At 59.4% G+C, this 24,232-nt stretch carries 27 protein-coding genes and 1 pseudogene; 16 read left to right on the forward strand and 12 right to left on the reverse strand.

Annotation, left to right across the window (positions count from 1 at the left end):
- The first annotated feature begins 20 nt into the window (after positions 1-20).
- The 5 genes from FE840_RS08035 (at position 21) to FE840_RS08055 (ending at position 4,943) form a co-directional block, all read left to right on the forward strand.
- Positions 21-1,454 carry an FAD-binding oxidoreductase gene (locus FE840_RS08035; RefSeq protein WP_138285372.1) on the forward strand — a complete coding sequence of 478 codons (1,434 nt, stop codon included), beginning with the start codon at positions 21-23 and terminating at the stop codon, positions 1,452-1,454.
- On the forward strand, positions 1,454-2,662 hold the full coding sequence (locus FE840_RS08040) for an FAD-binding protein (protein WP_138285371.1): 1,209 nt from the start codon (positions 1,454-1,456) through the stop codon (positions 2,660-2,662). The genes FE840_RS08035 and FE840_RS08040 overlap by 1 nt, the downstream gene beginning before the upstream one ends.
- Positions 2,659-3,039 (forward strand): DUF4870 family protein, encoded by a 381-nt coding sequence (locus FE840_RS08045; protein WP_138285370.1) that lies wholly within the window; start codon positions 2,659-2,661, stop codon positions 3,037-3,039. Before FE840_RS08040 ends, FE840_RS08045 begins: the two co-directional genes overlap by 4 nt.
- A 49-nt stretch (positions 3,040-3,088) precedes the next feature.
- Complete coding sequence (glcF, locus tag FE840_RS08050) at positions 3,089-4,393, forward strand: glycolate oxidase subunit GlcF (protein WP_138285369.1); 1,305 nt, start codon at positions 3,089-3,091, stop codon at positions 4,391-4,393.
- A 73-nt stretch (positions 4,394-4,466) separates the two neighbouring features.
- Positions 4,467-4,943 (forward strand): hypothetical protein, encoded by a 477-nt coding sequence (locus tag FE840_RS08055; protein ID WP_138285368.1) that lies wholly within the window; start codon positions 4,467-4,469, stop codon positions 4,941-4,943.
- 38 nt (positions 4,944-4,981) lie between these two features.
- Here the strand turns inward: FE840_RS08055 and FE840_RS08060 are convergent, their stop codons facing one another.
- The gene (locus FE840_RS08060; RefSeq protein WP_138285367.1) at positions 4,982-5,668 is read right to left on the reverse strand and encodes a L,D-transpeptidase; all 687 of its coding nucleotides are present in this window, start codon (positions 5,666-5,668) and stop codon (positions 4,982-4,984) included.
- A gap of 100 nt (positions 5,669-5,768) precedes the next feature.
- A complete protein-coding gene (locus FE840_RS08065) occupies positions 5,769-6,563 on the reverse strand; it encodes a L,D-transpeptidase (protein WP_138285366.1) in 795 nt (264 codons plus the stop codon).
- Positions 6,564-6,790: 227 nt separating this feature from the next.
- Between FE840_RS08065 and FE840_RS08070 the strand changes: the two genes are divergently transcribed.
- Positions 6,791-7,420, forward strand: a complete 630-nt coding sequence (locus tag FE840_RS08070; protein WP_138285974.1) for a DNA-3-methyladenine glycosylase I — start codon at positions 6,791-6,793, stop codon at positions 7,418-7,420.
- A 2-nt stretch (positions 7,421-7,422) separates the two neighbouring features.
- Here FE840_RS08070 and FE840_RS08075 read toward each other — a convergent pair whose 3' ends face one another.
- The 6 genes from FE840_RS08075 to relB all read right to left on the reverse strand — a co-directional run bounded on the left by FE840_RS08075 (position 7,423) and on the right by relB (position 10,400).
- The gene (locus FE840_RS08075) at positions 7,423-8,127 is read right to left on the reverse strand and encodes an HAD family hydrolase (protein ID WP_138285365.1); all 705 of its coding nucleotides are present in this window, start codon (positions 8,125-8,127) and stop codon (positions 7,423-7,425) included.
- A gap of 96 nt (positions 8,128-8,223) precedes the next feature.
- Positions 8,224-8,583, reverse strand: a complete 360-nt coding sequence (gene copM / locus FE840_RS08080; protein ID WP_138285973.1) for a CopM family metallochaperone — start codon at positions 8,581-8,583, stop codon at positions 8,224-8,226.
- Between the two features lie 72 nt (positions 8,584-8,655).
- The gene (locus FE840_RS08085; RefSeq protein WP_179028202.1) at positions 8,656-9,039 is read right to left on the reverse strand and encodes a hypothetical protein; all 384 of its coding nucleotides are present in this window, start codon (positions 9,037-9,039) and stop codon (positions 8,656-8,658) included.
- A 55-nt stretch (positions 9,040-9,094) separates the two neighbouring features.
- The gene (locus tag FE840_RS08090) at positions 9,095-9,850 is read right to left on the reverse strand and encodes a hypothetical protein (protein WP_138285363.1); all 756 of its coding nucleotides are present in this window, start codon (positions 9,848-9,850) and stop codon (positions 9,095-9,097) included.
- A gap of 3 nt (positions 9,851-9,853) precedes the next feature.
- Positions 9,854-10,123, reverse strand: coding sequence for a type II toxin-antitoxin system RelE family toxin (locus FE840_RS08095; protein ID WP_138285362.1), 270 nt, complete (start codon positions 10,121-10,123; stop codon positions 9,854-9,856).
- Positions 10,107-10,400 (reverse strand): type II toxin-antitoxin system RelB family antitoxin, encoded by a 294-nt coding sequence (gene relB / locus FE840_RS08100; RefSeq protein WP_138285361.1) that lies wholly within the window; start codon positions 10,398-10,400, stop codon positions 10,107-10,109. The genes FE840_RS08095 and relB overlap by 17 nt, the downstream gene beginning before the upstream one ends.
- Before the next feature lie 87 nt (positions 10,401-10,487).
- On the opposite strand from relB, the gene hisS reads away from it, so the two are divergent.
- The 4 genes and pseudogenes from hisS to FE840_RS08120 all read left to right on the forward strand — a co-directional run bounded on the left by hisS (position 10,488) and on the right by FE840_RS08120 (position 14,877).
- The gene (hisS, locus tag FE840_RS08105) at positions 10,488-12,044 is read left to right on the forward strand and encodes a histidine--tRNA ligase (RefSeq protein WP_138285360.1); all 1,557 of its coding nucleotides are present in this window, start codon (positions 10,488-10,490) and stop codon (positions 12,042-12,044) included.
- Positions 12,045-12,396: 352 nt separating this feature from the next.
- Positions 12,397-13,578 carry an ATP phosphoribosyltransferase regulatory subunit gene (locus FE840_RS08110; protein WP_138285358.1) on the forward strand — a complete coding sequence of 394 codons (1,182 nt, stop codon included), beginning with the start codon at positions 12,397-12,399 and terminating at the stop codon, positions 13,576-13,578.
- Positions 13,575-14,270, forward strand: coding sequence for an ATP phosphoribosyltransferase (gene hisG / locus FE840_RS08115; protein ID WP_138285357.1), 696 nt, complete (start codon positions 13,575-13,577; stop codon positions 14,268-14,270). Before FE840_RS08110 ends, hisG begins: the two co-directional genes overlap by 4 nt.
- Positions 14,271-14,277: 7 nt before the next feature.
- A pseudogene (locus FE840_RS08120) lies at positions 14,278-14,877 on the forward strand (class I SAM-dependent DNA methyltransferase).
- Positions 14,878-14,950: 73 nt separating this feature from the next.
- Here FE840_RS08120 and FE840_RS08125 read toward each other — a convergent pair.
- Positions 14,951-15,400 carry a DoxX family protein gene (locus FE840_RS08125; RefSeq protein ID WP_138285356.1) on the reverse strand — a complete coding sequence of 150 codons (450 nt, stop codon included), beginning with the start codon at positions 15,398-15,400 and terminating at the stop codon, positions 14,951-14,953.
- Between the two features lie 222 nt (positions 15,401-15,622).
- Between FE840_RS08125 and FE840_RS08130 the strand changes: the two genes are divergently transcribed.
- Entirely contained in the window at positions 15,623-16,324 is a 702-nt protein-coding gene (locus FE840_RS08130) for a glutathione binding-like protein (protein WP_138285355.1), read from the forward strand.
- 23 nt (positions 16,325-16,347) lie between these two features.
- Here the strand turns inward: FE840_RS08130 and FE840_RS08135 are convergent, their stop codons facing one another.
- From FE840_RS08135 to groES, 3 genes are all read right to left on the reverse strand, one after another.
- Positions 16,348-16,803: a hypothetical protein gene (locus FE840_RS08135; protein WP_138285354.1), complete on the reverse strand. Its 456-nt coding sequence runs from the start codon at positions 16,801-16,803 to the stop codon at positions 16,348-16,350.
- A 743-nt stretch (positions 16,804-17,546) separates the two neighbouring features.
- Positions 17,547-19,184, reverse strand: coding sequence for a chaperonin GroEL (gene groL / locus FE840_RS08140; RefSeq protein ID WP_138285353.1), 1,638 nt, complete (start codon positions 19,182-19,184; stop codon positions 17,547-17,549).
- 65 nt (positions 19,185-19,249) lie between these two features.
- Positions 19,250-19,546, reverse strand: coding sequence for a co-chaperone GroES (gene groES, locus FE840_RS08145; protein WP_138285352.1), 297 nt, complete (start codon positions 19,544-19,546; stop codon positions 19,250-19,252).
- Between the two features lie 331 nt (positions 19,547-19,877).
- On the opposite strand from groES, the gene chrA reads away from it, so the two are divergent.
- From chrA to FE840_RS08170, 5 genes are all read left to right on the forward strand, one after another.
- Positions 19,878-21,212 (forward strand): chromate efflux transporter, encoded by a 1,335-nt coding sequence (gene chrA / locus FE840_RS08150; RefSeq protein WP_425502207.1) that lies wholly within the window; start codon positions 19,878-19,880, stop codon positions 21,210-21,212.
- Positions 21,213-21,315: 103 nt separating this feature from the next.
- On the forward strand, positions 21,316-22,167 hold the full coding sequence (locus FE840_RS08155; protein WP_138285351.1) for a TIGR01459 family HAD-type hydrolase: 852 nt from the start codon (positions 21,316-21,318) through the stop codon (positions 22,165-22,167).
- Between the two features lie 14 nt (positions 22,168-22,181).
- Positions 22,182-23,162, forward strand: coding sequence for a bifunctional riboflavin kinase/FAD synthetase (locus tag FE840_RS08160; RefSeq protein ID WP_138285350.1), 981 nt, complete (start codon positions 22,182-22,184; stop codon positions 23,160-23,162).
- A 143-nt stretch (positions 23,163-23,305) separates the two neighbouring features.
- Positions 23,306-23,722: a YeeE/YedE family protein gene (locus tag FE840_RS08165; protein WP_171033628.1), complete on the forward strand. Its 417-nt coding sequence runs from the start codon at positions 23,306-23,308 to the stop codon at positions 23,720-23,722.
- A gap of 10 nt (positions 23,723-23,732) precedes the next feature.
- Positions 23,733-24,176 (forward strand): DUF6691 family protein, encoded by a 444-nt coding sequence (locus FE840_RS08170; protein ID WP_138285348.1) that lies wholly within the window; start codon positions 23,733-23,735, stop codon positions 24,174-24,176.
- Positions 24,177-24,232: the final 56 nt, after the last annotated feature.

The following is a 24,232-nucleotide window of genomic DNA, read 5'->3' on the forward strand; positions in this document are numbered from 1 at the left end:
GACGAAAAGGGGAGGATTGCATGTCAGAAGCCATAGCCTTCTTGGAGCCGCGTGACGCGGTTCTGTCGCGCCGTCGAGAGATCATCGAGGATTTGTCTGAGCTTGTGCCTGCGGGGCGCCTCGTCCACGAGCCTACGGCCTTGGTTCCGTTCGAAACCGATGGCTTTATCGCCTATCGCCGCCGCCCCCTGGCCGTCGTCCTGCCCGAAACGACCGAGCAGGTTGCTGCCGTGATGAAATACTGTCATCGCTACGGCATTCCGGTCATTCCGCGCGGGGCGGGCACATCGTTATCGGGAGGCGCTATTCCGCAGGAAGATGCAGTCGTTCTCGGCCTGTCCGCCATGACCCGCATTCTCGACATTGACTATGCCAATCGCTGCGCCGTTGTGCAGGCAGGCGTGACCAATCTGGCGATTTCTGAAGCTGTTGGTGCCGACGGCTATTTTTATGCGCCCGATCCAAGCTCGCAGCTGGCCTGCACGATCGGCGGCAATATCGCCATGAATTCGGGCGGTGCCCACTGTCTGAAATATGGCGTCACGACCAACAACCTTCTGGGTGTGAAGCTCGTGCTCGTCGATGGCACGATCATCGATCTTGGTGGCAAGCATCTCGATGCAACAGGTTACGACCTTCTGGGTCTCGTCTGCGGCTCGGAGGGTCAGCTTGGCATTGTGACCGAGGCCACCGTCCGTCTTCTGGCCAAGCCGGAGGGGGCGCGGCCCGTCCTGTTCGGCTTCGACAGCGCCGAAGCCGCCGGTTCCTGCGTTGCCGATGTCATCGGCGCCGGCATTGTGCCCGTCGCCATTGAATTCATGGACAAGCCTGCGATCGAAATCTGCGAGGCCTTCGCCAAGGCCGGCTATCCGCTGGATGTCGAGGCTCTCCTGATCGTGGAAGTCGAGGGTTCAGAGGCTGAAATGGAAGCCATGCTCGCCTCCATCGTTGAGATTGCCAAGCGTCACAACGTCAAGACCGTACGCGAAAGCCAGTCTCCGACAGAGGCCGCGCTGATCTGGAAAGGACGCAAATCAGCCTTTGGCGCCACCGGTCGAATTGCCGACTATATCTGCATGGACGGAACGGTGCCGCTCAGTCAGCTTGCCTATGTCTTGAAAAAGACATCCGAAATCATCGACCGCTACGGCCTGCGCGTCGCCAATGTCTTCCACGCGGGTGACGGCAACATGCATCCGTTGATCCTCTACAACATCAACGATCCCGAGGATGCGGCCAAGGCCGAAGCGGCTGGCATGGAAATCCTCAAGCTCTGTGTCGATGCAGGCGGTTGCCTTACAGGTGAACATGGTGTCGGCATCGAAAAGCGTGACCTGATGCGCCATCAGTTCTCTGATGTCGATCTCGACCAGCAGATGGCTGTGCGCTCCGCCTTCGATGCGGACTGGATTCTCAACCCTTCGAAGGTCTTTCCGCTGGAGGGTCGGTCCTGATGCTGATGCCGGCAACCGAAAATGAAGCGGCAGGGATTATCCGCGCCCATGCCGAAAGCGGCACCGCCCTGCATCTTGCAGGCAGTGGCACGCGAAGCGGCTTTGGTAACGCTCCGCTGGCCGAGACGCGCCTGTCATCCAGGTGCCTGAGCGGTATTGCAGCCTATAATCCGGCAGAAATGGTGATGACGGCGCGAGCCGGAACGCCAATCTCCGAGATTGAAGCGGCCTTGGCCGAAAACGGCCAGTCCATGGCATTCGAGCCGCCAGATCATCGCGGAGTGATGGGCACAAGCGGTGAGCCTACGATTGGTGGAGCTTGCGCGACCAATGCCTCAGGTCCGAGGCGCTTTACCGCTGGTGCATTGCGCGACCACCTTCTCGGCGTTCGCTTCGTCAACGGCCATGGCGAGGTGGTCAAGGCGGGCGGCAAGGTGATGAAGAACGTCACCGGCCTCGATCTCGTCAAGCTGATGACCGGGTCGCTCGGGACGCTCGGCCTGCTGACTGAGGTGACCTTCAAGGTGCTGCCTGCGCCGAAAAATGCCGTCACCATCGTTTTGTCCGGGCTGGAAGATGAGATCGCCATGCGCGCCATGGCGGCGGCCATGGCTCTTTCGGTCGAGGTGTCCGGCGCTGCCCATCTTCCAGAAAGTGTCAGAGGGCGCTTCATCGACGGCAGGCTCCCCCAAGGGGCTGCAACGGTTCTGCGACTGGAAGGTCTGGAAGCTTCGGTCACAGTCCGCGGAGAGAAACTTTCAAAGGCCATGGGTGCCTTTGCTCCGGTTCAGGTGCTGGATGCAGCAGCGACAAGCCGGCTCTGGCGTCAGATTGCGGATGTCCACCCTTATGCGGATGGAACCGAACGCCCCCTATGGCGCGTCTCGATGGCGCCATCTGAGGCCTGGAAATTGGTCGCCGGTCTGCGTCTGAGTGCCGGTGTGGACGCTTTCTATGACTGGCAGGGCGGTCTGGTCTGGATGCGGATGGAGGATGATCCCGCGGCAGACACATTACGTCAGGGCATTCGGGCCCTTGGTGGTGGCCATGCCACTCTGTTGAGAGCACCAGAGGCGGTGCGGGCGACAATTCCGGCGATGGAGCCGCTGTCTGCGGCCGTAACCTTGCTTTCCGAGCGTGTGCGGGCAAAGTTTGACCCGCGGGGGATTTTCAATCCCGGCTTGATGACGCAAGGAGCCCGAACATGACCGACCCGAACGCCCACAATCCCAATCCCGTGCCCAATGAAGGCTGGTTTTCGCCAGGCCGGCAGAATGCACAGCTGGTGTATGGCCTTTATCTCCTGAGCTTCGTGGTGGGCATCACCAGCATTATCGGTGTGATCATGGCCTATCTGAACCGTGGCAAGGGGCCAGCCTGGGTCGATAGTCACTACACATACGCCATCAGGACTTTCTGGATCGGCATCCTCTATGCCGTGATTTCAGGGATCTTGATGGTCGTGCTGATCGGTGGGCTGCTGTTGATTGCCACCATTGTCTGGATCGTCGTGCGTTGCCTGATCGGCCTTCAAAAGGCCGGAGCCAATCAGCCAATCGAGCGACCTGAGAGCTGGTGGATCTGAGTTTACAAGCTAGGTGCGGGACAGCTTCGGCGTCTCCTGGAGGATCAAGGTGCAAACGAATTTCACTGCCGAACAGCTCGCCGATCCCCGTGTCGCCGAAGCCGAGCAGATCCTGCGCAAATGTGTGCATTGCGGCTTCTGTACCGCAACCTGTCCCACCTATGTCACGCTCGGCAATGAGCTGGATAGTCCCCGTGGCCGTATCTATCTGATCAAGGACATGCTGGAGAACGGCCGACCGGCGGACGAGCAGATTGTTACCCATATCGACCGCTGTCTGTCCTGTCTGGCCTGCACCACGACCTGTCCGTCCGGGGTCGACTACATGCATCTGGTCGATCACGCCCGAACCCATATCGAAAAGACCTATCGCCGACCGCTGATGAACCGGTTGACGCGCAATCTTCTTGCGCTGGTGCTGCCTTATCCCGCTCGCTTTCGCGCGGCTTTGACCCTCGCCAAGCTTGGACGGCCCTTCGCCGGTCTTCTGGAGCGCGTCGCGCCGCTCAAGCCGATGGCGGCCATGCTGCGACTTGCGCCGATCTCTATTCCTGCGGCCTCACCCTTCACGAGACCGGCCACACATAGTCCTGCAAAAGAAAGGCGTGGCCGTGTCGCCATCCTCACCGGCTGTGCCCAGCCAGTGCTTGACCCCGGCATCAACGAGGCGACGATCCGGCTTCTGAACCGCTTCGGCATAGAGGTCGTGCTGCCGCAAGGCGAAGGTTGCTGCGGCGCTCTGGTGCATCACATGGGTCGCGAGGAGCAGGCGCTCGACAGTGCCCGGCGCAATGTCGATGTCTGGACCCGCGAGATTGAACAGGGTGGGCTGGATGCGATCGTGATCACCACGTCCGGCTGCGGCACGACGATCAAGGATTACGGGCATATGCTGCGGCTCGATCCCGACTACGCAGCCAAGGCCGCCCGTGTTTCGGCCCTGGCCAAGGATGTCACCGAATATCTTTCAACACTTGACCTGCCGGCAGGACCACCCCAGGGGCTGACGGTCACCTATCATTCAGCCTGCTCCTTGCAGCATGGCCAGAAAGTCACCATGGCCCCCAAGCAATTGTTGAAGAAGGCCGGTTTTGCCGTCAAGGATCCTGCGGAGGGACATCTCTGTTGCGGCTCAGCAGGAACATACAACATCATGCAGCCTGAGATTTCAGCCAAGCTCAAGGCTCGCAAGATCAAGAACCTCGAAGCGACCCGCCCGGACCTGATCGCCGCCGGCAATATCGGCTGCCTGACACAGATTGCCTCTGGTACCGGGATACCCGTGGTCCATACCATAGAATTGCTGGACTGGGCCTGGGGCGGCCCCAAGCCGGAAAAAATCAGAAAATCCTAAATTTGCCGTCGGCAATTTGTTAAGCCGTTTTTGATAGGCTTGCCTCGAAACGGTACGCCGAAGGGAACGAACCATGACGAGGGCACCTCTTTTGGCAGGGCTTGTTCTTGGCACAATGCTGGGGCTTGCGCCTGCCCAAGCCACCGAACGCTTTTTCTGCGCTGCCTCCGATGCCGTCGCGGATATGTCGATCGACATCGTCTTCGATGAAAAGCAGGCACTGAAGCTGTCACATTTCCGCGGTGTCGTCAGGATGAAGGGCGAAGCTGCGCCGCGTGAAACCCGCAAGATCGAAATCGATTCGAACGTACTCACGCAGTATTGGATGGACGGCGACGAACTCAAATTCCGCCTTCGCGTCATGGCACCGTCAAAGCGGCCGACTTCGATTGTCGATATAGCGTTTGATACGGAGCGCAGAGAGGGTTCCAGCGACCGTCTTACCGGCGCCTATGAACTCGTTCTCACCAAAATCGGCTCCGATGGCGCCAGTGCTGCGGGCAAGGCCATCAGACACGAAGCGGCGGCCTTCTGTACGATCAAGAGATAACGCTCGCCAAATCGGATTTGACGAGCGCCAACAGATGTTCAGCCGCCGAAAACGGTGCGCAGGATATCAGTTCCCTGATCCTCGAAACTGACCTTGCCGTGGCGATTGCCCGGGCCGACGACGATGACCTTTGCACCGATATCGGCGCGCTCATAAAGATGTTCCACATCCTTGTTCATCATTCGGATACAGCCGGATGACATATTGAGGCCGATCGTCCAGGGCTGGTTGGTCCCATGAATGCGGAAGATCGTGTCACGGCCACCCTTGTATAGATACATCGCGCGCGCGCCGAGTGGGTTATCGGGGCCGCCTTTCTGGACGATCGGCAGAATGTGGCCCTTGGCGGCTTCGCGACGGCGCATCTCTGCTGGCGGACGCCAATCCGGCCATTCCGCCTTGCGCCCGATCTTTACGACGCCCGACCAGCCGAAGCCTTCACGTCCGACGCCCACGCCATAACGGATTGCGCGGTTGTTACCCTCGACCAGATAGAGGAACTTGTTATGGGTATCGATGATGATCGTGCCCGGTTTCTCGTCGGTCACGAAACGCACCATCCGTCGCTTGTATTTCTCGGCGACCTGCTTCTTGTTTTGCGACACGAGTGTCACGTCGGATGATGTCTCGATCCGATTGATAGAAATTGCCTGTGCTGGAAGTGGTAAGGCGAAGCTGGTCGCAAGTATTGCGACAGCTGCTCGAAGTCGAAAGCTGCGTTTCATGCTAGTCCCCTCTTGATCCCTCGCAAGGAGACTAGCCAAGTTCGGACCCAAATCAAGCGCAAATCGCCCGACCAAAGTTCATTTGCGCCAGGGTTGCGCGTTACATCACGATGACCTTGGTTCCGACTTTGACGCGGTCGTAAAGATCAATGACATCTTCATTGCGCATGCGAATGCAACCGGATGAGACCGCGCTGCCGATGCTCCAGGGCGCATTGGTTCCGTGGATACGGTAGAGGGTAGACCCGAGATAAAGTGCGCGAGCGCCAAGTGGATTTTCAGGCCCTCCGGCCATGTGAACCGGTAGGAAGTGCCCCTTGGCTGCTTCGCGCTTGATCATGGAGGCCGGTGGTCTCCAGTCGGGCCATTCCCGCTTGGCCGTGACCTTGTGGGTTCCAGCCCATTCAAAGCCGGGTTTGCCAACGCCAACGCCATAGCGCCGAGCCTGGCCATTGCCCATCACCAGATAGAGAAAGCGGCTGTTCGTATCGATGACGATCGTGCCGGGTTTTTGTGTCGTCTCGTAAGCGACCACCTGAGGCAGGAAGATCGGATCGATCTGAGGTTTTGTCGGTCGAGCCGGTCGAGCTGCGGCTGGCTGGAACAGTCCCGGCTGGCGAACAACCTGCCGCTGTTGTGTGACGGTCGAGCGCGGAGCCTGCCTCTGCTGGACCTGCCGCTGCTGAATGCGCCGGTCGAACAAGCCCTGACGCGCAGGCTGGGTCGCATGAACGCGCGCCCGCTGCGGCGTCCCGCCGAGCTGCATGACCCAGGGGGCGGAAAGGTCGGGGCTTATCATCACCGGCGGGCGGGACTGATAGCGTTCCGAGGCAAGGCCAGGTGAGGCAAGGGGGAAGCTGGCAGTGATGGCCAGGATCAGAAATCGTTTGAACATCGGGCTACTCGCTACTTGGAACCGATCATCAGGTTTGAACACGTCTGCAAGGATGCAGCAGGCTTTTCAACTTCGGATCGTGCATGCCCAATCGCGCCAATTGGTAAAGACGTGTTCATGAAAATGCGATCAATGCCGTAAACCTCAAGTCAGGGTTACCGGCCCGTTTGGAAAAATCGTGAACAAATGGTAAACGAAAGGCCGCAGTGGAGGAATCAGGCATGGACATTGTCGCGGATGGTCTTATCCGGGGAGAGGACGGCCTCGACCGCTGCTTCTGGCATGGTGGCCTCAAGGACTATCAACATTATCATGACGAAGAATGGGGCCGTCCCGTTGCCGATGATAATCGGTTGTTCGAGAAGATCTGCCTGGAAGGGTTTCAGTCCGGTCTCTCCTGGCTGACGATTTTACGCAAGCGGGAGAATTTCCGCGCTGCCTTTGCCGGCTTCGACTTCCACGCGGTGGCGAGATTTGATGACGCAGATGTCGCCCGCTGCTTGTCCGATACCGGCATCATCCGCCATCGCGGCAAGATCGTTTCGACCATCAACAATGCGCGGCGCGCTATTGAGCTGGAGAGTGAGTTCGGTTCACTCGCCCGCTATTTCTGGAGCTTTGAGCCTGATCAGTCAGAGCGTCCGCCGCGTATGGATTATGCAACGCTCAAGGCCAATCCGACCTCGCCCACTTCCATCCGCCTGTCGAAGGATCTGAAAAAGCGCGGTTGGACCTTTGTCGGCCCCACCACCGTCTATGCCTTCATGCAGGCCATGGGTCTCGTCAATGATCATATCGAGGGTTGTTGCTGCCGCCAGCCGACCGAAGACGCGCGTGCCGAGTTCGTTCGGCCCTGACGCTATTGCAGGTTTTCGACCAGCTTGGGCACATGGCCGAGGTCAGGGATTTCCCGGAAGCGTGGCGCTTCAACGGGCTTGTCCACATGCTCCAGCACCCAGGTTAGCGCGTGCGGCACGAACACGCCCCAGGACCCGGCGGCGATTGCCGGCACGATATCCGACTTCAGCGAGTTGCCGATCATCATCGCCCGTTCCGGTCCCTCGCCATGTTTGCCGAAGATCCGTCGATAGGTCGTGGCTGTCTTGTCAGAGACGATCTCCACCGCATCGAAATAGTCGCCAAGCCCGGATTGAGCGAGCTTGCGTTCCTGGTCAAACAGGTCGCCCTTGGTGATCATCACAAGGAAATACCGACCGGCAAGCGCCTCCAGTGCGTCGCGCGCATGAGGCATGCATTCCACCGGATGGCTGAGCAGATCCCGACCGATCGCCAGGATTTCGCCGATAACTGTGGCTGGGACACGCCCCTCGGTGATCTCCAGTGCCGTCTCGATCATCGATAGGGTGAAGCCCTTGATGCCATATCCGTAATGGGCAAGATTGCGCTTTTCCGCTTCCAGCAAGCGCTCTGACACATGGTTGCCCTCGGCAAACTCCGCGAGCAATCCCTGAAAATGGGCTTCTGTCAGTTTGTAATATTGCTCATTCTGCCAGAGGGTGTCGTCGGCGTCGAAACCGATCACGGTCACTGCGCGATTGGACATGGCTGCTCCTTTCATTTGAGGAGCATAGGCTAGTCCGCTGGTGTGATAAAGCAATGGCGCCGACGAAGCGCCATTGCCTTTTACAGCCTCAGGCCATCACTGGCCGTTTTTGGCCAGCCACTCCCGCATCATCGCGATCTCGCCTTCCTGGGCGGCAATCACCTCTTCCGCCAGCTTACGGATTTCCGGATCCTTCCCGTATTGAAGGACGATCCGCGCCATATCTATGGCGCCCTGGTGATGCGGGATCATGCCTTGAACGAAATCGACATCGGCATTGCCGGTCAGCGGCACGGCCATGTCGGTATGCATCTTGGCGTTTGCCTCGGCAAAGGCCTTGGAGGATGGGCTGTCTTCGCTGTTAGACATCATGTGCCCCTGATGGGCGCCGTGATCCTGTGCGAAAGCCAGGTTGGTGGAAAGAGCAAGCGCCAACGACGCTGCAACAACAGTCATTTTCATCATGATAGGTCCCGTTTCTTCTGGGATGAAAGGAATGGATGATACGACGCCAAGGTCGTCATTCTTTCATGCCCGAAGACGGGGCGGTCGCTCGGGCGGAGAGGCGGGCGTTGACACAAGCGAGCGCGAAATACCCGGCGCCTCGGCCGCTCGCGCCGCCGGCCCGGCATCTGTGAGATAGCGAGCAGACAGGATTGTCAGGCAGGCGCTGCAATGATCGTCCGACATCATCGGATGATGTGGCAACTCCTGTGGTCCCGCTGCAAATCCATGCGGGCAGCCTATGGTGATCGCCATGGTCCCGCCATGCTGATGACCGGAATGTCCAGAATCGGTCTGGCCGATAGGTTGAGCAGCAGGCGTTACCACCATCGCCATGGCGCCATGCATGGGCATGACAGCATAGGCGAGGGCCGCGATCACAAGCAAGCTGCGCAGGAGCATCATCATCTTCATCAGCCTAGTCGCGATTGGGTCAAAAGCAAGGCCTTCGCCACGTGAGTGATCACATTGCAATCACCCGATGCACCACCCGATAGTCAAGGCTCTCTTCACCAAAGGGGATAACCGGCCAGTCCCATTCTTCCCTGCTGTCAGGCAGCGCGACACCATGCATGAGATCAACCGTCTCATGCTCTTGGTCGTGCCGGTCCAGCACACGATAGGAAACATCCGTAACGAGGCATGTTTGGGCGGCAAGCTGCGTCAGCCCGTCGAGATGTGCTTGGACCATGCGCGGCAAAAGCTCCGCCGCACGCGGTTCATCCGTCGTGCCGGCCAGCCTTCGCTCGACGCCGATGCCGATCTGCGACAGCAGGTTCGTCGAGGCAACGAAATCGAGATAAGGCACCTGCCTAAGGAAGGAGAGAGGTTCGGCCTCCCGGCCAGCCAGAAGATCATCAAGGCCCGACAGATCCCGCTCGATAAGACGCAGGTTCGTCAATCGCTTCGCCGAAATCCAGCCGCGAACGCTGGCCAGATGCACGAGATCGACCAGCACCACCGTATCGAAGAGCCGCGACAGCTCCACGACCGGCACATCGCGCAGCAAGCCGGAGCCCAGGATCACGGCAGCCCGCTTCTGCCGACAGCCTTCTGCTGCAGTCAGGATCGCCGCCTTCGTCCGTCGCTCATGCTCCGCCCAATCCCGACGGCAGCGATTGGCCCGCGCCCAGAGATTGACGGAGGAGCGGATGAACGGACGCTGGCCAGCCGAGGTCAGCGGCCATGTTGCGGCATAATTCAGGGCTTCGAGGATCATGGACTACCGATAGACGGAGCTGCGATGGCCGATCTCGACCACGAGCACGATGAGTTTGCCGTCCTGGATATCGCAGATGATGCGGTAATCGCCAACTGTGTAGCGCCAATAGGCACCAAGCTCGCTGCCGTGAAGCGGATCGCCGAGGCTTCGGGGGTTGCCGTGGATAGCAAGGCGTTCCTCAAGAAACTGCTTGATGCGGCGCTGAGTGACGGGGTCGAGTTTCTTGATCGTTTTCTGAACGGGTTGACGATACTCAATCGTCCAGGCCACGCCAGAACTCCTCGGAGCTGATGACCTTGTCCTCGCCACTCTTGATACGCTTCATTGCTTCATCTGCGGCAGCCAAATCTTGAAGGTTTTCAAGCTCGCGCTGGATCATCTGACGCAGATAATCATCTGGCTCCGCGCCGGCTTCCGAGGCGTATTCAACGATCAACTTGTGCATTTCTTCCGGCATCTCGAGCGTGACGCGCTTGTTCATCGATCCAACCTCTAGTTTCGCGCGGGAATATACCACCTCGCACACCCGTTTTCCAGCATCGGGCATCGTCCCGTCCGCCTTCGCCCTTGCCGCCAAATCCTTGATCCTCTAAGACACCGGCACCTTTTTCAAACGAGAATTCCGGTTGTCATCATGAGCGAGAAGAACAAGAAGCCCCAGAAGCTGAAGGCCCGCCTGCCGCGCGGCTTCGTCGATCGCGAGGCTGCCGACATTCGCGCCGCCAACCAGATGATGGAGACCATCCGCGAGGTCTATGAGCGCTACGGCTTCGACCCGATCGAGACCCCGCTCTTCGAATATACCGACGCACTCGGCAAATTCCTGCCCGACTCGGACCGCCCGAACGAAGGCGTCTTCTCGCTGCAGGACGATGACGAGCAGTGGATGTCGCTGCGCTATGACCTGACCGCCCCGATGGCCCGTCATGTCGCGGAGAACTTTCAGGAAATCCAGCTGCCCTACCGCACCTATCGCGCTGGCTACGTCTTCCGCAACGAAAAGCCGGGTCCTGGCCGTTTCCGCCAGTTCATGCAGTTCGATGCCGACACCGTCGGCGCGCCGGGGGTCCAGGCCGATGCCGAAATGTGCATGATGATGGCCGACACGCTGGAAGCGCTTGGTATCAAGCGCGGCGACTATGTGATCCGGGTGAATAACCGCAAGGTTTTGGATGCAATCTTGAGTGCTGCAAAAGTCAGCTCCGAAGACGGTGGCAAGCAGAAGCTCTCGGTGCTGAGAGCGTTGGACAAGTATGACAAATTTGGTGTCGAGGGCGTCATCCAACTTCTTAGCGTCAAAGGCAGAACAGACGAAAGCGGTGACCACACAAAGGGTGCGGGTTTAAGTGATGAGCAGATCACGTTTATTATAAACGCGACGGGTTGGAATGAACCCACGAGTGGGCCAAAGAGCGGGGTTTCTGATGGCTTGACGCTTGGCAATCTAAGAGATGGGCTCGCAGCTGAGGGTGGCTCCACAGAAGGCGTAGATGAACTCGAATTGATGCGCAGTCTCGTGCGTTCAGCCGGCTATGAGGAAGACAGGATTAAGTTCGACCCCTCCGTCGTCCGCGGCCTCGAATACTATACCGGCCCCGTCTACGAAGCCGAACTCACATTCGATGTGACCAACGAAAAGGGCGAAAAGGTCGTCTTCGGCTCGGTCGGCGGCGGTGGTCGCTACGATGGCCTCGTCTCGCGCTTCATGGGTCAGCCGGTCCCGGCCACAGGCTTCTCCATCGGCGTCTCGCGCCTGATGACGGCCTTGAAGAATCTTGGCAAGCTTGGCCAGGACGAGGTGGTGGGTCCCGTCATTGTTACCGTTATGGATGGGCAAGATATTGATGCCATGGGCCGCTACCAGCACTTCACGCAGGACCTGCGGAACGCCGGCATTCGCGCCGAAATGTACCAGGGCAACTGGAAGAAGTTCGGCAACCAGCTGAAATATGCCGACCGCCGTGGCGCCCCCATCGCCATCATCCAGGGTGGTGACGAGCGCGCGCAAGGCGTCGTGCAGATCAAGGACCTGATCGAGGGCAAGCGCCTCTCCGGCGAGATCACCGACAATGCCGAATGGCGCGAGGCCCGCGTTGCCCAGGAAGTCGTGGCCGAGGCGGATCTGGTCGCCAAGGTCAAGGAGATCCTTGAGCATCAGGCGGAAGATCGTCGTCGGGCGAAAGGTGTCTGATGTCTGAGCGGGTGGCTTTTCCCCTCCCCAACCCTCCCCACAAGGGGGAGGGGGCAACTTGGCGCATGTCGCCGATGTCACGACCTCCGTTTGCTGCGACTGATCTCAGTGCGTGGGGTCACCCCCCTCTGTCACTGCGTGACATCTCCCCCACAAGGGTGGAGAGTGGGTGTAGCGCGAGACGTTGGCCCCAACCCGCTCTCCCCCCTTGTGGGGGAGATGCCCGGCAGGGCAGAGGGGGTTGCAGCATTCGCGGAGAATTGAGCGCCAGCCCCAAGTCTTCTCCCCTCTTGTGGGGGAGATGGGCGGCAGCCCAGAGGGGGACTTATCCCCCAATCGCAGGACGTATCCCATGCCCCTGACCGACATGCCGGATTTCGCCGGCACCATCCTGCAGGAATTCACATCACGCGGCACGACCCGCGTCGACACGCCCGTGATTCAGCCGGCTGCGCCGTTCCTCGACATGGCGGGTGAGGACCTGCGTCGCCGCATCTTCCTCACCGAAAACGAGCGCGGCGAAAGCCTCTGCCTGCGTCCGGAATTCACCATCCCCGTCTGCCTGCGCCACATCGAAACCGCGACCGGCACGCCGAAGCGTTATGCCTATCTCGGCGAAGTCTTCCGCCAGCGTCGTGAAGGCCCGCAGGAATTCTACCAGGCCGGCATCGAGGATCTCGGCGACATCGCGACCGCCGCAGCCGATGCCCGCGCGATCTCAGACAGCGTCGCCATCCTCACCCGCCTGCTGCCGACCAAGCCGCTGACCGTGACCCTCGGCGACCAGTCCGTGTTCGAAGCCGTGGTCAAGGCATTGGGACTTCCGGCCGGCTGGCAAAAGCGCCTGATCCAGGCCTTCGGCAACCCGGTCCAGATCGACCAGCTCCTGCGCACCCTCGCAACGCCGACACCGGTGCCGGGTCTGGCGCCGGAGGTTTCTGCCCTGCTGGCAAAGGGTGATCAGGAGGCCTTGATCGCCCATATCGATCAGACCATGCAGGAAACTGGCTATCTCACCAATGCGAGCCGCACCCCTGCCGAGATCGCCCGCCGCCTGAAGGAGAAGCTGGAACTCTCCGAGACCCGCCTCGATGGCGCGGCTCTTCTTCTGCTGCGCGAATTCCTCTCGCTCGAACTGCCGCTCGCCGATGCCTCGGCAGCCCTTGCCGGCTTTGCCGATGCTGCCGGTCTGAAGCTTGGTTCAGCGCTGAGCCGCTTCGACGAACGCGTGGCAGCGCTGGCGAATATTGGCACGGATCTGACCCGCATCACCTACCGCGCCGCCTTTGGCCGCCCGCTGGATTATTACACCGGCCTCGTCTTCGAAGTCGCCGTTGAAGGCAAACCCGCCGTGCTCGCCGGTGGCGGTCGTTTCGACCGGCTGCTGACCCTTCTCGGGGCCGAGACGCATATCCCCGCCGTCGGCTTCTCGCTCTGGCTCGACCGCATAGAAACCGAGAGGACGGACGCGGCGATCCGAAAAGTGGATGCCGGTTTTCGGACGGAATCGCCGCGCAGGGAGGAGAGCCAATGACCATCACCATCGGTCTGCCCTCCAAGGGCCGCATGAAGGAAGACGCCTCCGCCATCTTTGAAAAGGCCGGAATGAAGATCGTCGCTGTCGGCAATGACCGCTCGTATCGCGGCCGTGTCGAAGGTTTCGACGATGTCGAGATCGCCTATCTCTCGGCCTCCGAAATCTCGCGCGAGATCGGCAATGGCACGGTCGATTTCGGCGTGACGGGCGAAGACCTCATCCGCGAAGGATTGGCGGAAGCAGACGCCTGCGTCGAGATCACGGCCCGCCTCGGCTTCGGCCATGCCGATGTTGTCGTCGCCGTGCCGGAGGTCTGGTACGATGTTGATAGCATGGCCGATCTCGGCGATGTCGCCGCTGAATTTCGCGCCCGTCATGGCCGGCGTCTCGCCATCGCCACCAAATACTGGCGCCTGACGCAGCAGCATTTCTCCGGAAGCCACGGCATCCAGCTCTATCGCATTGTCGAAAGCCTGGGCGCCACCGAAGGCGCCCCCGCCGCCGGGCAGGCGGATATCATCGTCGACATCACCTCGACGGGCTCAACGCTTCGCGCCAATCACCTGAAGGTCCTCTCGGACGGCGTCATCCTGCGCTCCGAGGCCTGCCTTGTCAGGGCGAGGAAGCCGGAGCATGAAGGTAATGCGATGATCGGTCGGATCGTAGAGGCCGTGCGCGGGGTGCTTTGAGGTCTTGATGTCACACGCGGATGCCATTCCCGGATTGTATGCGCGTCATGCAGATGCATTTGATCGCCTGCGCGGGAAGAACGGCTTCGAGCGACCTTGGCTGGACCTGCTTCTCGCGCCATTGTCTCCCGGTGTCCCAGTGCTCGACATCGGATGCGGTTCCGGCGAGCCGATCGCGGCCGACTTGATTGATCGAGGCTTTGTCGTCACCGGGCTCGACGTCTCGGAGCCGCTGATCCGCCTGTGCCGACAGAGGTTTCCGGCGCATGACTGACATGTCGGCGATATGCGGGATTTGTCCCTTGGACGGATTTTTCAGGCGATCGTCGCCTGGCACAGCTTTTTCCATCTCACGCCTGAGGCGCAGCGGGCGATGTTTCCGCGATTTGCGTCCCATGCGGCAAGCGGTGCTACCCTGATGTTCACATCGGGTCCAGCAGCTGGGGTGTCGGTTGGGGATTTCGAGGGCGAGCCACTCTATCACGCGAGCCTCGATCCTGATGAGTACCGCTCCTTGCTGGCTGAGAACGGGTTCGTGGTGCTGCAGCACGTGGTCGAAGATCCGACATGCGGTGGCGCGACAGTCTGGCTGGCGCAAAAGTCTTGAGAGGAAATCACAGACACGAAAAAAACCGCCGGATCGCTCCAGCGGGTTTCTCTTTGCCTCGGGGGCAGGGATATCAGGCAGCGACGGCGGCAGCCGAACCGCGACGGGCGTCGAGCGAGTACGCACCGGCGCCGGTGATGGCGAGAGCGATGTAGCCGCCGGCCAGTGTGATGTTCTTCATGACCATGATCTGGTTCAGCGTGTTGATCCAGCCAAGCGCACCCTCCGGCCAGCCTTCGATGGCAACGGTGCCAGTGTGGAAGACGAGACCGGTAAACACGCAGAAGAGAGCGACGGTCCATGCCGTCATCTTGGTCTGGAAACCGACGAGGATGAAGAGGCCGGCAACCAGCTCATAGAGGCCGGCCGCATAGGCCAACAGGTCGGCGGCAGGTAGGCCGGCGCCGGCGATCATGCCGGCAGTGCCGGCCGGATCGGTCAGCTTGCCGAAGCCGGACATGATGAACATGAAGGAAAGAAGGAGACGAACGAGAACGAGGAGGCCGTTATTGGTGGCAGACATGGGGGAACTCCGTTGAGCGTTGACGCTGAAACCCCCAGCGATGGCGGTCTCAGCAAGTGCCGCCTTCATGCATGCTTTGTTGTCGCAGGCATAGATTGACGATCTTTGACTGATCGTTCACAAAAATGAAACGACGAAAGCGCGCTTCCGCCTGGTCGTCGCCTTTAATCGGCGTATTGGCATCCTACCTAGGGTTCGGAACACTCAGTCTCAGGAGCCCTTATGTCCGATCTTTCAGCTTTTCCGATCACCAGCAAATGGCCAGCACAGAACCCGGAGATCATTCAGGTCTATTCACTGCCGACACCGAATGGCGTGAAAGTGACGATAGCGCTTGAAGAGCTTGGTCTGCCTTACGAGGCGCACATGGTGTCCTTCGGCACCAATGAGCAGAAATCACCCGAATTCGTTTCGCTCAATCCGAATGGCCGCATTCCGGCTATCATCGATCCAAATGGTCCGGATGGTCAGCCCATCGGCATCTTCGAATCCGGTGCCGTCCTGGTCTACCTCGCTGAAAAGACGGGAAAGCTGATGGCGCGCGAAGGTGCGGCCCGCTACGCCACCCTGCAATGGTTGATGTTCCAGATGGGTGGTGTTGGCCCGATGTTCGGTCAGTTCGGTCATTTCTACAAATTCGCCGCTGACAAGGTGGCCAACAATTCCTATCCGACAGACCGCTACCGCGATGAAACCAAACGCCTGCTCGGAGTTCTTGAGGGGCAGTTAAGCAAGCATCAATGGCTTGCGGGCAACGACTATTCCATTGCCGACATCGCAACATTTCCGTGGGTGCGCGGATTGTCGATTTTTTACAAGGCAGACGAGGTACTTGAACTGAAAAACTATCCTGCCGTCATGGCCTGGCTCGAGCGCGCGTTGGCCCGTCCGGCAGTCCAGAAAGGTTGGCCAGCCCCGGCCTGACCAGGCGAGATCGGCGCCAGCCCTCAACTGGTCATCGACGAGCCGAAAGTGGTTCCGTTCGTGTTGCACTGGAAATTCGGGAAGATGAAGACGCCATGCATCTTCCCGCCTTCATTCTGGTCGAACCCATTCGATTGGCCGATGCAGAACACGGGGCGACGAAGGTTGCTGTCTCCAATGATCGTGGTCGAATAGCAGAAATGAGAAGGGCGCGTCGCGGCCTGCTCGAATAGCTTGAGGATGCTGCCCCTATCACCGGCATCGTAACTGCGCATCATGCTCAACAAGCCGCATTCCGAAGTATCCAGTCCGTGCATGATGCGCGCACGCTCTCCCAGACACAGCAATCCATTGGAGAGGTCACCGGTCCAGGCCTCTGACATGCACATACTGTCTGAAGGCGATCCGTGACCAATGTCATCCTGGCGCATGACTGCATCAAAACTTGCAGCAAGAGTCGCATCTGCAATCTTAAACAAGTCTAGTCCCCAAATTTCCGAATAAGCTCGACTATGTCTTGCCGCTGCCCCTAGTGGTTACCAAGGCTCCAAGCCCTGTTCACTTTAAGAGCGACAGACTTGATCGGCAGGCGGATCTCTGGCGACATCCACCCGCAACACACGTGCCAGCCCCATGCGTTCATGCACCTTATCGAAAGGAGAGCCCCTAACTCACCTCGTGACAGATTTCCCGCCAGCTTTGCCGTTACAAGACTGGCGAGACTGTGTCACCCTGATACAGTCTTCCCGTACATTTCCTCTCGAAAGCAACTTCAAACATGTAAAATTTGTCCGCGCAAGCGCTTTTCTCGCAGAACTGCAATCGCATCTCTTTTTTGTAGAAACTTTGCCATGGCAGTCTACCATAGACGTCTCGAAGTCTGCGCACGTGATTTCAGCTTGTTCAAAACGTCAGATCGGCCCTCGATGACGACGTCTATTTGCTCAGATCTCCAGCTTGATGAACTTCTACTGGATCAGACCGCACGCGGCGAATCATTTCATTGTTTACGAATAGAGTTTTATTCTCATTCAAGCAGAGGCGAGGCAGCGGCAACTAAAACTCGCCGAGCGGTCGTCCTTGGAATTCTGATGGACGCACGACCGGGATCTTTGATCAGCAGGCCGGAGCCCATGCGAAAATGGGCGACCTGATGTCAGGCCGCCCATCTCTTGACGTTTGGCGATCCGATACAGTGGCTGTACCGGGCCTCGGCGCATGATTACATCATGCCGCCCATGCCACCCATGCCGCCCATGTCAGGCATTGCCGGCGAGTCCTTCTTCGGAAGTTCGGCAATCATGGCTTCGGTGGTGATCAGCAGCGAGGCAACCGAAGCTGCATTCTGCAGGGCGGTGCGAACGACCTTGACCGGGTCGACGATACCCATGGCGATCATGTCACCGAATTCGCCGGTCTGGGCGTTGTAGCCGTAGTTTTCTTCGTTCTTGTCGAGGATCTTGCCGACGATGATCGAAGCTTCGTCACCAGCATTGGTGGCGATCTGGCGAACCAGCGACTGGAGCGCACGGCGAACGATGTTGATGCCGGCTTCCTGGTCGTCGTTGACGCCCTTCACGGTGATCTTCGTGGAAGAACGCAGGAGAGCGGTACCACCGCCCGGTACGATGCCTTCCTGAACGGCCGCGCGGGTCGCGTTCAGAGCGTCGTCGATGCGGTCCTTGCGCTCCTTGACTTCGATTTCGGTCGAGCCACCGACGCGGATGACGGCAACGCCACCGGCGAGCTTGGCCAGACGCTCCTGGAGCTTCTCGCGGTCGTAGTCCGAAGTGGTTTCTTCGATCTGCGCCTTGATCTGGGCAACGCGGCCTTCGATGTCGGACTTTGCACCGGCGCCATCAACGATGGTGGTGTTTTCCTTGGTGATCGAGACCTTCTTGGCGCGGCCGAGCATGTCGAGGGTAACCGACTCGAGCTTGATGCCGAGGTCTTCGGAGATGACGGTGCCGCCCGAGAGGATGGCGATGTCTTCCAGCATGGCCTTGCGGCGATCGCCGAAGCCCGGAGCCTTGACGGCAGCGATCTTCAGGCCGCCACGCAGCTTGTTGACGACGAGTGTCGCAAGGGCTTCGCCTTCGACGTCTTCAGCGATGATGACGAGCGGCTTGCCGGTCTGAACGACGGCTTCGAGAACCGGCAGCATGGCCTGGAGGTTCGAGAGCTTCTTCTCGTGCAGCAGGATGAACGCGTCTTCGAGGTCGGCGACCATCTTTTCCGGGTTCGTCACGAAGTAGGGCGACAGGTAGCCGCGATCGAACTGCATGCCTTCGACGACTTCGAGTTCGGTTTCGGCGGTCTTGGCTTCTTCGACGGTGATGACGCCTTCGTTGCCAACCTTCTGCATGGCTTCAGCGATGTCGTTACCGACCTGCGTGTCGCCATTTGCCGAGATCGTGCCGACCTGGGCAACTTCAGCCGAGGTGGAGATCTTCTTTGCCTTGGCCTGCAGATCCTTGACGACTTCCGCAACGGCGAGGTCGATACCGCGCTTCAGGTCCATCGGGTTCATGCCGGCAGCAACAGCCTTGGCGCCTTCGCGAACGATGGCCTGGGCCAGAACGGTTGCAGTGGTGGTGCCGTCACCGGCGATGTCATTGGTCTTCGAAGCAACTTCGCGGACCATCTGGGCGCCCATGTTTTCGAACTTGTCTTCCAGTTCGATTTCCTTGGCGACCGATACGCCGTCCTTGGTGATGCGCGGAGCGCCGAAGGACTTGTCGATGATGACGTTACGACCCTTCGGGCCGAGCGTTACCTTCACGGCGTCAGCGAGAATGTCGACGCCATGCAGCATCTTTTCGCGCGCGGTGCGGCCAAACTTGATTTCTTTAGCTGCCATTTTCCATACTCCCGGGCACTAGGCCCCTTGGTGAATTGGTGTGATTGAGAAGGTGAGACCGGGTATCAGCCGATAACGCCCATGATGTCGGCTTCCTTCATGATCAGAAGGTCAACGCCATCGAGCTTGACTTCGGTGCCAGACCACTTCCCGAACAGAACGCGGTCGCCGACCTTGACGTCGAGCGCGACGAGTTCGCCGTTTTCCTTGCGGGCGCCGGGGCCAACAGCGATGACTTCGCCTTCAGCCGGCTTTTCCTTTGCGGTGTCGGGAATGATGATGCCGCCCTTGGTCTTTTCTTCAGATTCAACGCGCTTGACGACAACGCGATCATGAAGCGGACGGAAAGATGTGCTTGCCATTGTCTAATCCCTCGATCAAATGACATTCGCAGACCGGTCAGGCCTGCATCGATTGTTGTTAGCACTCCCCTCAGGCGAGTGCTAGCGGCATCGAGATAAGGAGCCGTTGCTGGTGAGTCAAGCGCGAGCTTCAAAATTTCTGTCTCGATTGTATTTGAGTGACAAATTCTCTCAATAATTGCGGGTGGCGATCTTGGATTTCGTCTCGTGTCATGCTTCCCGCAGAGCGGCCCGTGTCCTTAGCCCGCACGGTTGGAAGAGATCGCGCCTGTCTTGAAGTTTTCATGATCGTCCGCCTAATGTGCCGCCCATTCATGAGGAATTGCGCGTGATCCATTCTGCCCCTGCAACGCCACATCGGCCGAGTTTTCAGGAACTGACATTCACCTTTGCGAAGATCGGCCTGATGAGCTTCGGCGGGCCGGCAGCCCAGATCGGCCTGATGCATCGCATTTGCGTGGAGGAAAAGGGCTGGATACCCGAAGACCGTTACATGCATGCGCTGAACTACTGCATGCTCTTGCCGGGCCCCGAAGCGCAACAATTGGCGACCTATATCGGCTGGCTGTTGCACGGCGTGCGTGGTGGCATCGTGGCTGGCCTGCTTTTCGTCTTGCCCGGGCTCGTCGTCATTCTCGCGCTTTCGGGCCTCTATGCCGTCTATCAGGAGACGACACTGCTTGCCGGCCTGTTTTTCGGTTTGAAGGCGGCCGTTCTTGCCATTGTGGTGGAGGCCGTGATCCGCATCGGCAAGCGCGCGTTGAAATCCGGCTTTCACCGGTTTCTGGCGGCTCTTGCCTTCATCGCGCATTTTTTCCTCGCGCTTCCCTTTCCGCTGGTCGTCTTGGTGGCGGGTTTAGCCGGATTGTTCTTTTCGCGTCCCGTAAGCGTCTCGGACCCCGTGCAGGGCAACGAGCCTTCGGACCGGTCCTATCGCCCGGCTTTCCACCGCCAACTTGCGGTCCTGCTGTTCTGGATCATCCTTTGGCTCGCACCATTCCCGATTCTAGCGCTTGCGCTGGGTGAAGGCGCGCTGTCTGATGTGTTTGCCCTCTTCGCCAAGATGGCGCTGGTGACCTTCGGCGGGGCCTACGCGGTGCTCGCCTATGTCGCCCAGGTCGCGGTCGAGCAATATCAGTGGCTGAGGCCAGGTGAAATGCTGGACGGGCTGGCGCTAGCCGAAACCACGCCGGGGCCGCTGGTGCTTGTCCTTTCCTATGTCGGCTTCCTTGCCGGCTTTCGCGATCCCGGCATTATGCACCCCTTGATGGCGGGGCTTGCAGGCGGTCTAATCACGGCCTGGGCGACCTTTGTTCCAAGCTTCATCTGGATCTTTGCCGGAGCGCCCTACATGGAGCGCCTGCGCGGCAACAGGCGGCTGAATGCCGCTCTTTCGGCAATCACGGCAGCCGTAGTCGGCGTCATTCTGAACCTGGCTGTCTGGTTTGCTTTGCATGTGGTCTTCACCCGGATCGAGGATGTCACCCTGTTGCAGGTGGCTGGTCTCAGTGTTTCGATGCCGCGCCCCGACTTTGCGTCCATGGATCTGGCAGCGCTCGTCATCGCGGTCATTTCGGCCCTGATGATCTTCCGTTTTCATCAGGGCATCGGACGAACCCTGATTGTCTCGGCTCTTCTCGGCCTTGTCGCAAGGCTGGTGCTTTGATGCCCGTTTGGCGGGCCCAGCCCGCCAATTCTCCCTTTAGCCCTTGCCTTGGCGCTGTTCCTTTGCCATGTCACCCCACGACATTTGAACCTCAGGACTGACAATGGCCCAGCGCATCTCCACCCTTGCCGACGTGAGCGGAAGCTACGACGTGATCCTCTCCGATGTCTGGGGTGTCCTGCATAACGGCATTGACGCCTTCCCGGCGGCGTCAGAGGCGTTGACGGCGGCGCGGGAAGCGGGGACGACCGTCGTTCTCATCACCAATTCCCCGCGTCCGGCACCCGGCGTCATCCTGCAGCTTCGCGCAATCGGAGTGGCCGACAGTGCCTATGACCGGATCGTCACTTCGGGCGATGTCACACGCAACCTGATCGCGGTCGGGCCGAAGAAGGTGTTTCTTCTCGGCCCCGAGCGCGACATGCCACTCTTCGATGGCCTTGACGTGGACGTGACGGGCGAAGCGGACGCGGAAGCCATCGTCTGCACGGGCTTCTTTGATGATGAGACGGAAGTCCCCGAAGACTATCACGACATGCTGACGCGTTTCGTTGCGCGTGATGCGCCGTTCATCTGTGCCAATCCCGATCTGGTTGTTGAACGCGGTCATCGCATTATTCCATGCGCCGGTGCCGTCGCCGCCTATTACCAGACGCTTGGCGGCTCCACCCGCATTGCCGGCAAGCCGCATCGCCCCATTTACGAGGCCACGATGGCAGCCGCCAAGGAGGCGCGCGGCAAGGAAATCGATCTTTCCAAGGTGCTTGCCATTGGCGATGGCATGCCGACCGATGTGCGTGGCGCAATCGATGCCGGCTTTGACCTTCTTTATATTTCGGCAGGCATCCACGCTGCAGAATATAGCCCGAACGGCCAGACCGATGAGGCCGAACTGCACGCATTTCTCGCCCGGGAAAATGCCGCGCCGAAGTTCTGGATGCCGAGACTGGCCTGAGGTTCTAGATCGAAATGACCGTTTTCCATCGGAATGAGAAGAAGGATCCGCTGCCCGAAAAACTGAAGGGCGGCGTAATTGCAATCGGCAATTTCGATGGTGTCCACCGCGGGCATCAGGCCGTCCTCGGTCGTGCGCTGGCACTTGCAGAAGCCCGAGGCGTGCCGGCTCTGGTCCTGACCTTCGAACCCCATCCGCGCTCGGTCTTCAATCCGGATATGCCGGTTTTCCGCCTGACGCCTGCGCCTCTGAGAGCTCGCATCCTGGAGGTCATGGGCTTCCATTCGGTCATCGAATACCCGTTCGATCGGCCCTTCTCCCAGCGTTCGGCAGAAGATTTCATCCAGTCCATCCTGGTTGACTGGCTTGGCGCATCGGAAGTGGTCACCGGCTTTGACTTCCATTTCGGCAAGGGCAGGGAGGGTGGCCCCGCCTATATGATGGAGGCCGGACGACGTCACGGCTTCGACGTGACACTGGTCGATGCTTTCCGAGATGAGGGCGCAGATGTTGTCTCCTCCAGCCGTATCCGCCTGTTGATCGGTGAAGGCAATGTGAGTGAAGCGGCCGGTCTTCTCGGCTACCGCTTCACGGTTGAGGCCGAAGTCATCAAGGGTCAGCAACTGGGGCGCACTCTCGGCTTTCCGACGGCCAATATGGCGCTCGCTCCTGAAACAAGCCTTCGCCCCGGTATCTATGCGGTGCGTTTCCGTAGAGCCAATGGTAGCCTTCATGATGGCGTGGCAAGCTTCGGCTATCGCCCGACCGTAACGGAGGAGGGTGCGCCGCTTCTCGAAACCTTCCTCTTCGATTTTTCTGGCGATCTGTATGGCGAGATCTGCTCCGTCTCCTTCTTCGGTCGTCTGCGCGACGAGTGGAAATTCGAAGGTCTGGACCCAATGGTCGCCCAGATCCACAAGGACGCAGAAGAATCCCGAGCACTGCTCTCTGGCGTTCAGCCGATCAGCGAGATCGACGCCAGGATCACTTTCTGACGAATGCAGGGACTGCTTGCACAATCCTTTCCGCTGTCGCGAATGTGAATTGAAGACAGTCGCATATATACATATTTATCCGTCTATGTGCTGGCCGAAGCGTGTTCTGCTGCGGTCGATTTCCATATTGCTGGAGCGTAGAAGTGACGGAATTCACGCCTTTGATGTCCTTTGCCGGTGGCCTCTTGATCGGCCTCTCGGCGGTTCTCCTGATGCTGAGCTGGGGCCGCATTGCCGGCATGACCGCTATTATCGGCGGGTTGTTGCCGCCTCTTGATCCGGACTGGAAGTGGAAGGCCGCATTTCTTGCAGGAGCCGTTCTGGCGCCGGCGCTTTTCGTGTTTGCTGGCGGGACTGTGGATTACGATGTGCCGGTGTCCGCGGCAGCCTTGATTATTGGCGGCATCATCACCGGTATTGGCGTGACCTTCGGCTCGGGCTGCACCTCCGGTCACGGCATTTGCGGCATGGCGCGTTTTTCGCGGCGGTCCATCGTCGCCACGCTGACCTTCATGGCCTTTGCCTTCCTGACCACCTTCCTCATCCGCCACGTATTCTAAGGAGACCCCGATGCGCTATCTTGTCGTCTTCCTCATCGGCTCCCTCTTTGGTCTCGGCATCGTCATTTCGGGTATGGCAAACCCCGCCAAGGTGCTGAACTTCTTTGATCTTGCAGGCACATTCGACCCGAGCCTGATCTTCGTCATGGCTGGCGCTTTGCTGGTCGCGGTGCCCGGCTATGCCGTGATTTTCCGAAAGCGCAGCGCACCCGTCTTCGGCCCGGAATTCAAGCTGCCCAAGGCCCGCCAGATTGATGGCAAGCTGGTTGGCGGCTCGGCCACGTTCGGGATCGGCTGGGGGATCGCCGGCTTTTGTCCCGGTGCTGCCATTCCGGCGCTGGGTCTCGGCGACAGCTCGGCCTTCATCTTCATCGCCGCCCTGCTGACCGGCATCCTCATTGCCCGGCAAATCTCCAATGCCGATTTCTTTGCCGGGCGCAGCAAGGTGGCTTGAGCGGCTGGCGCCACATTCTTTGCGCGGAACCTCTTTCCATTTTGCGCAAAAACACA

It is taken from the genome of Peteryoungia desertarenae, assembly GCF_005860795.2.
Taxonomy (GTDB): Bacteria; Pseudomonadota; Alphaproteobacteria; order Rhizobiales; family Rhizobiaceae; genus Allorhizobium; species Allorhizobium desertarenae.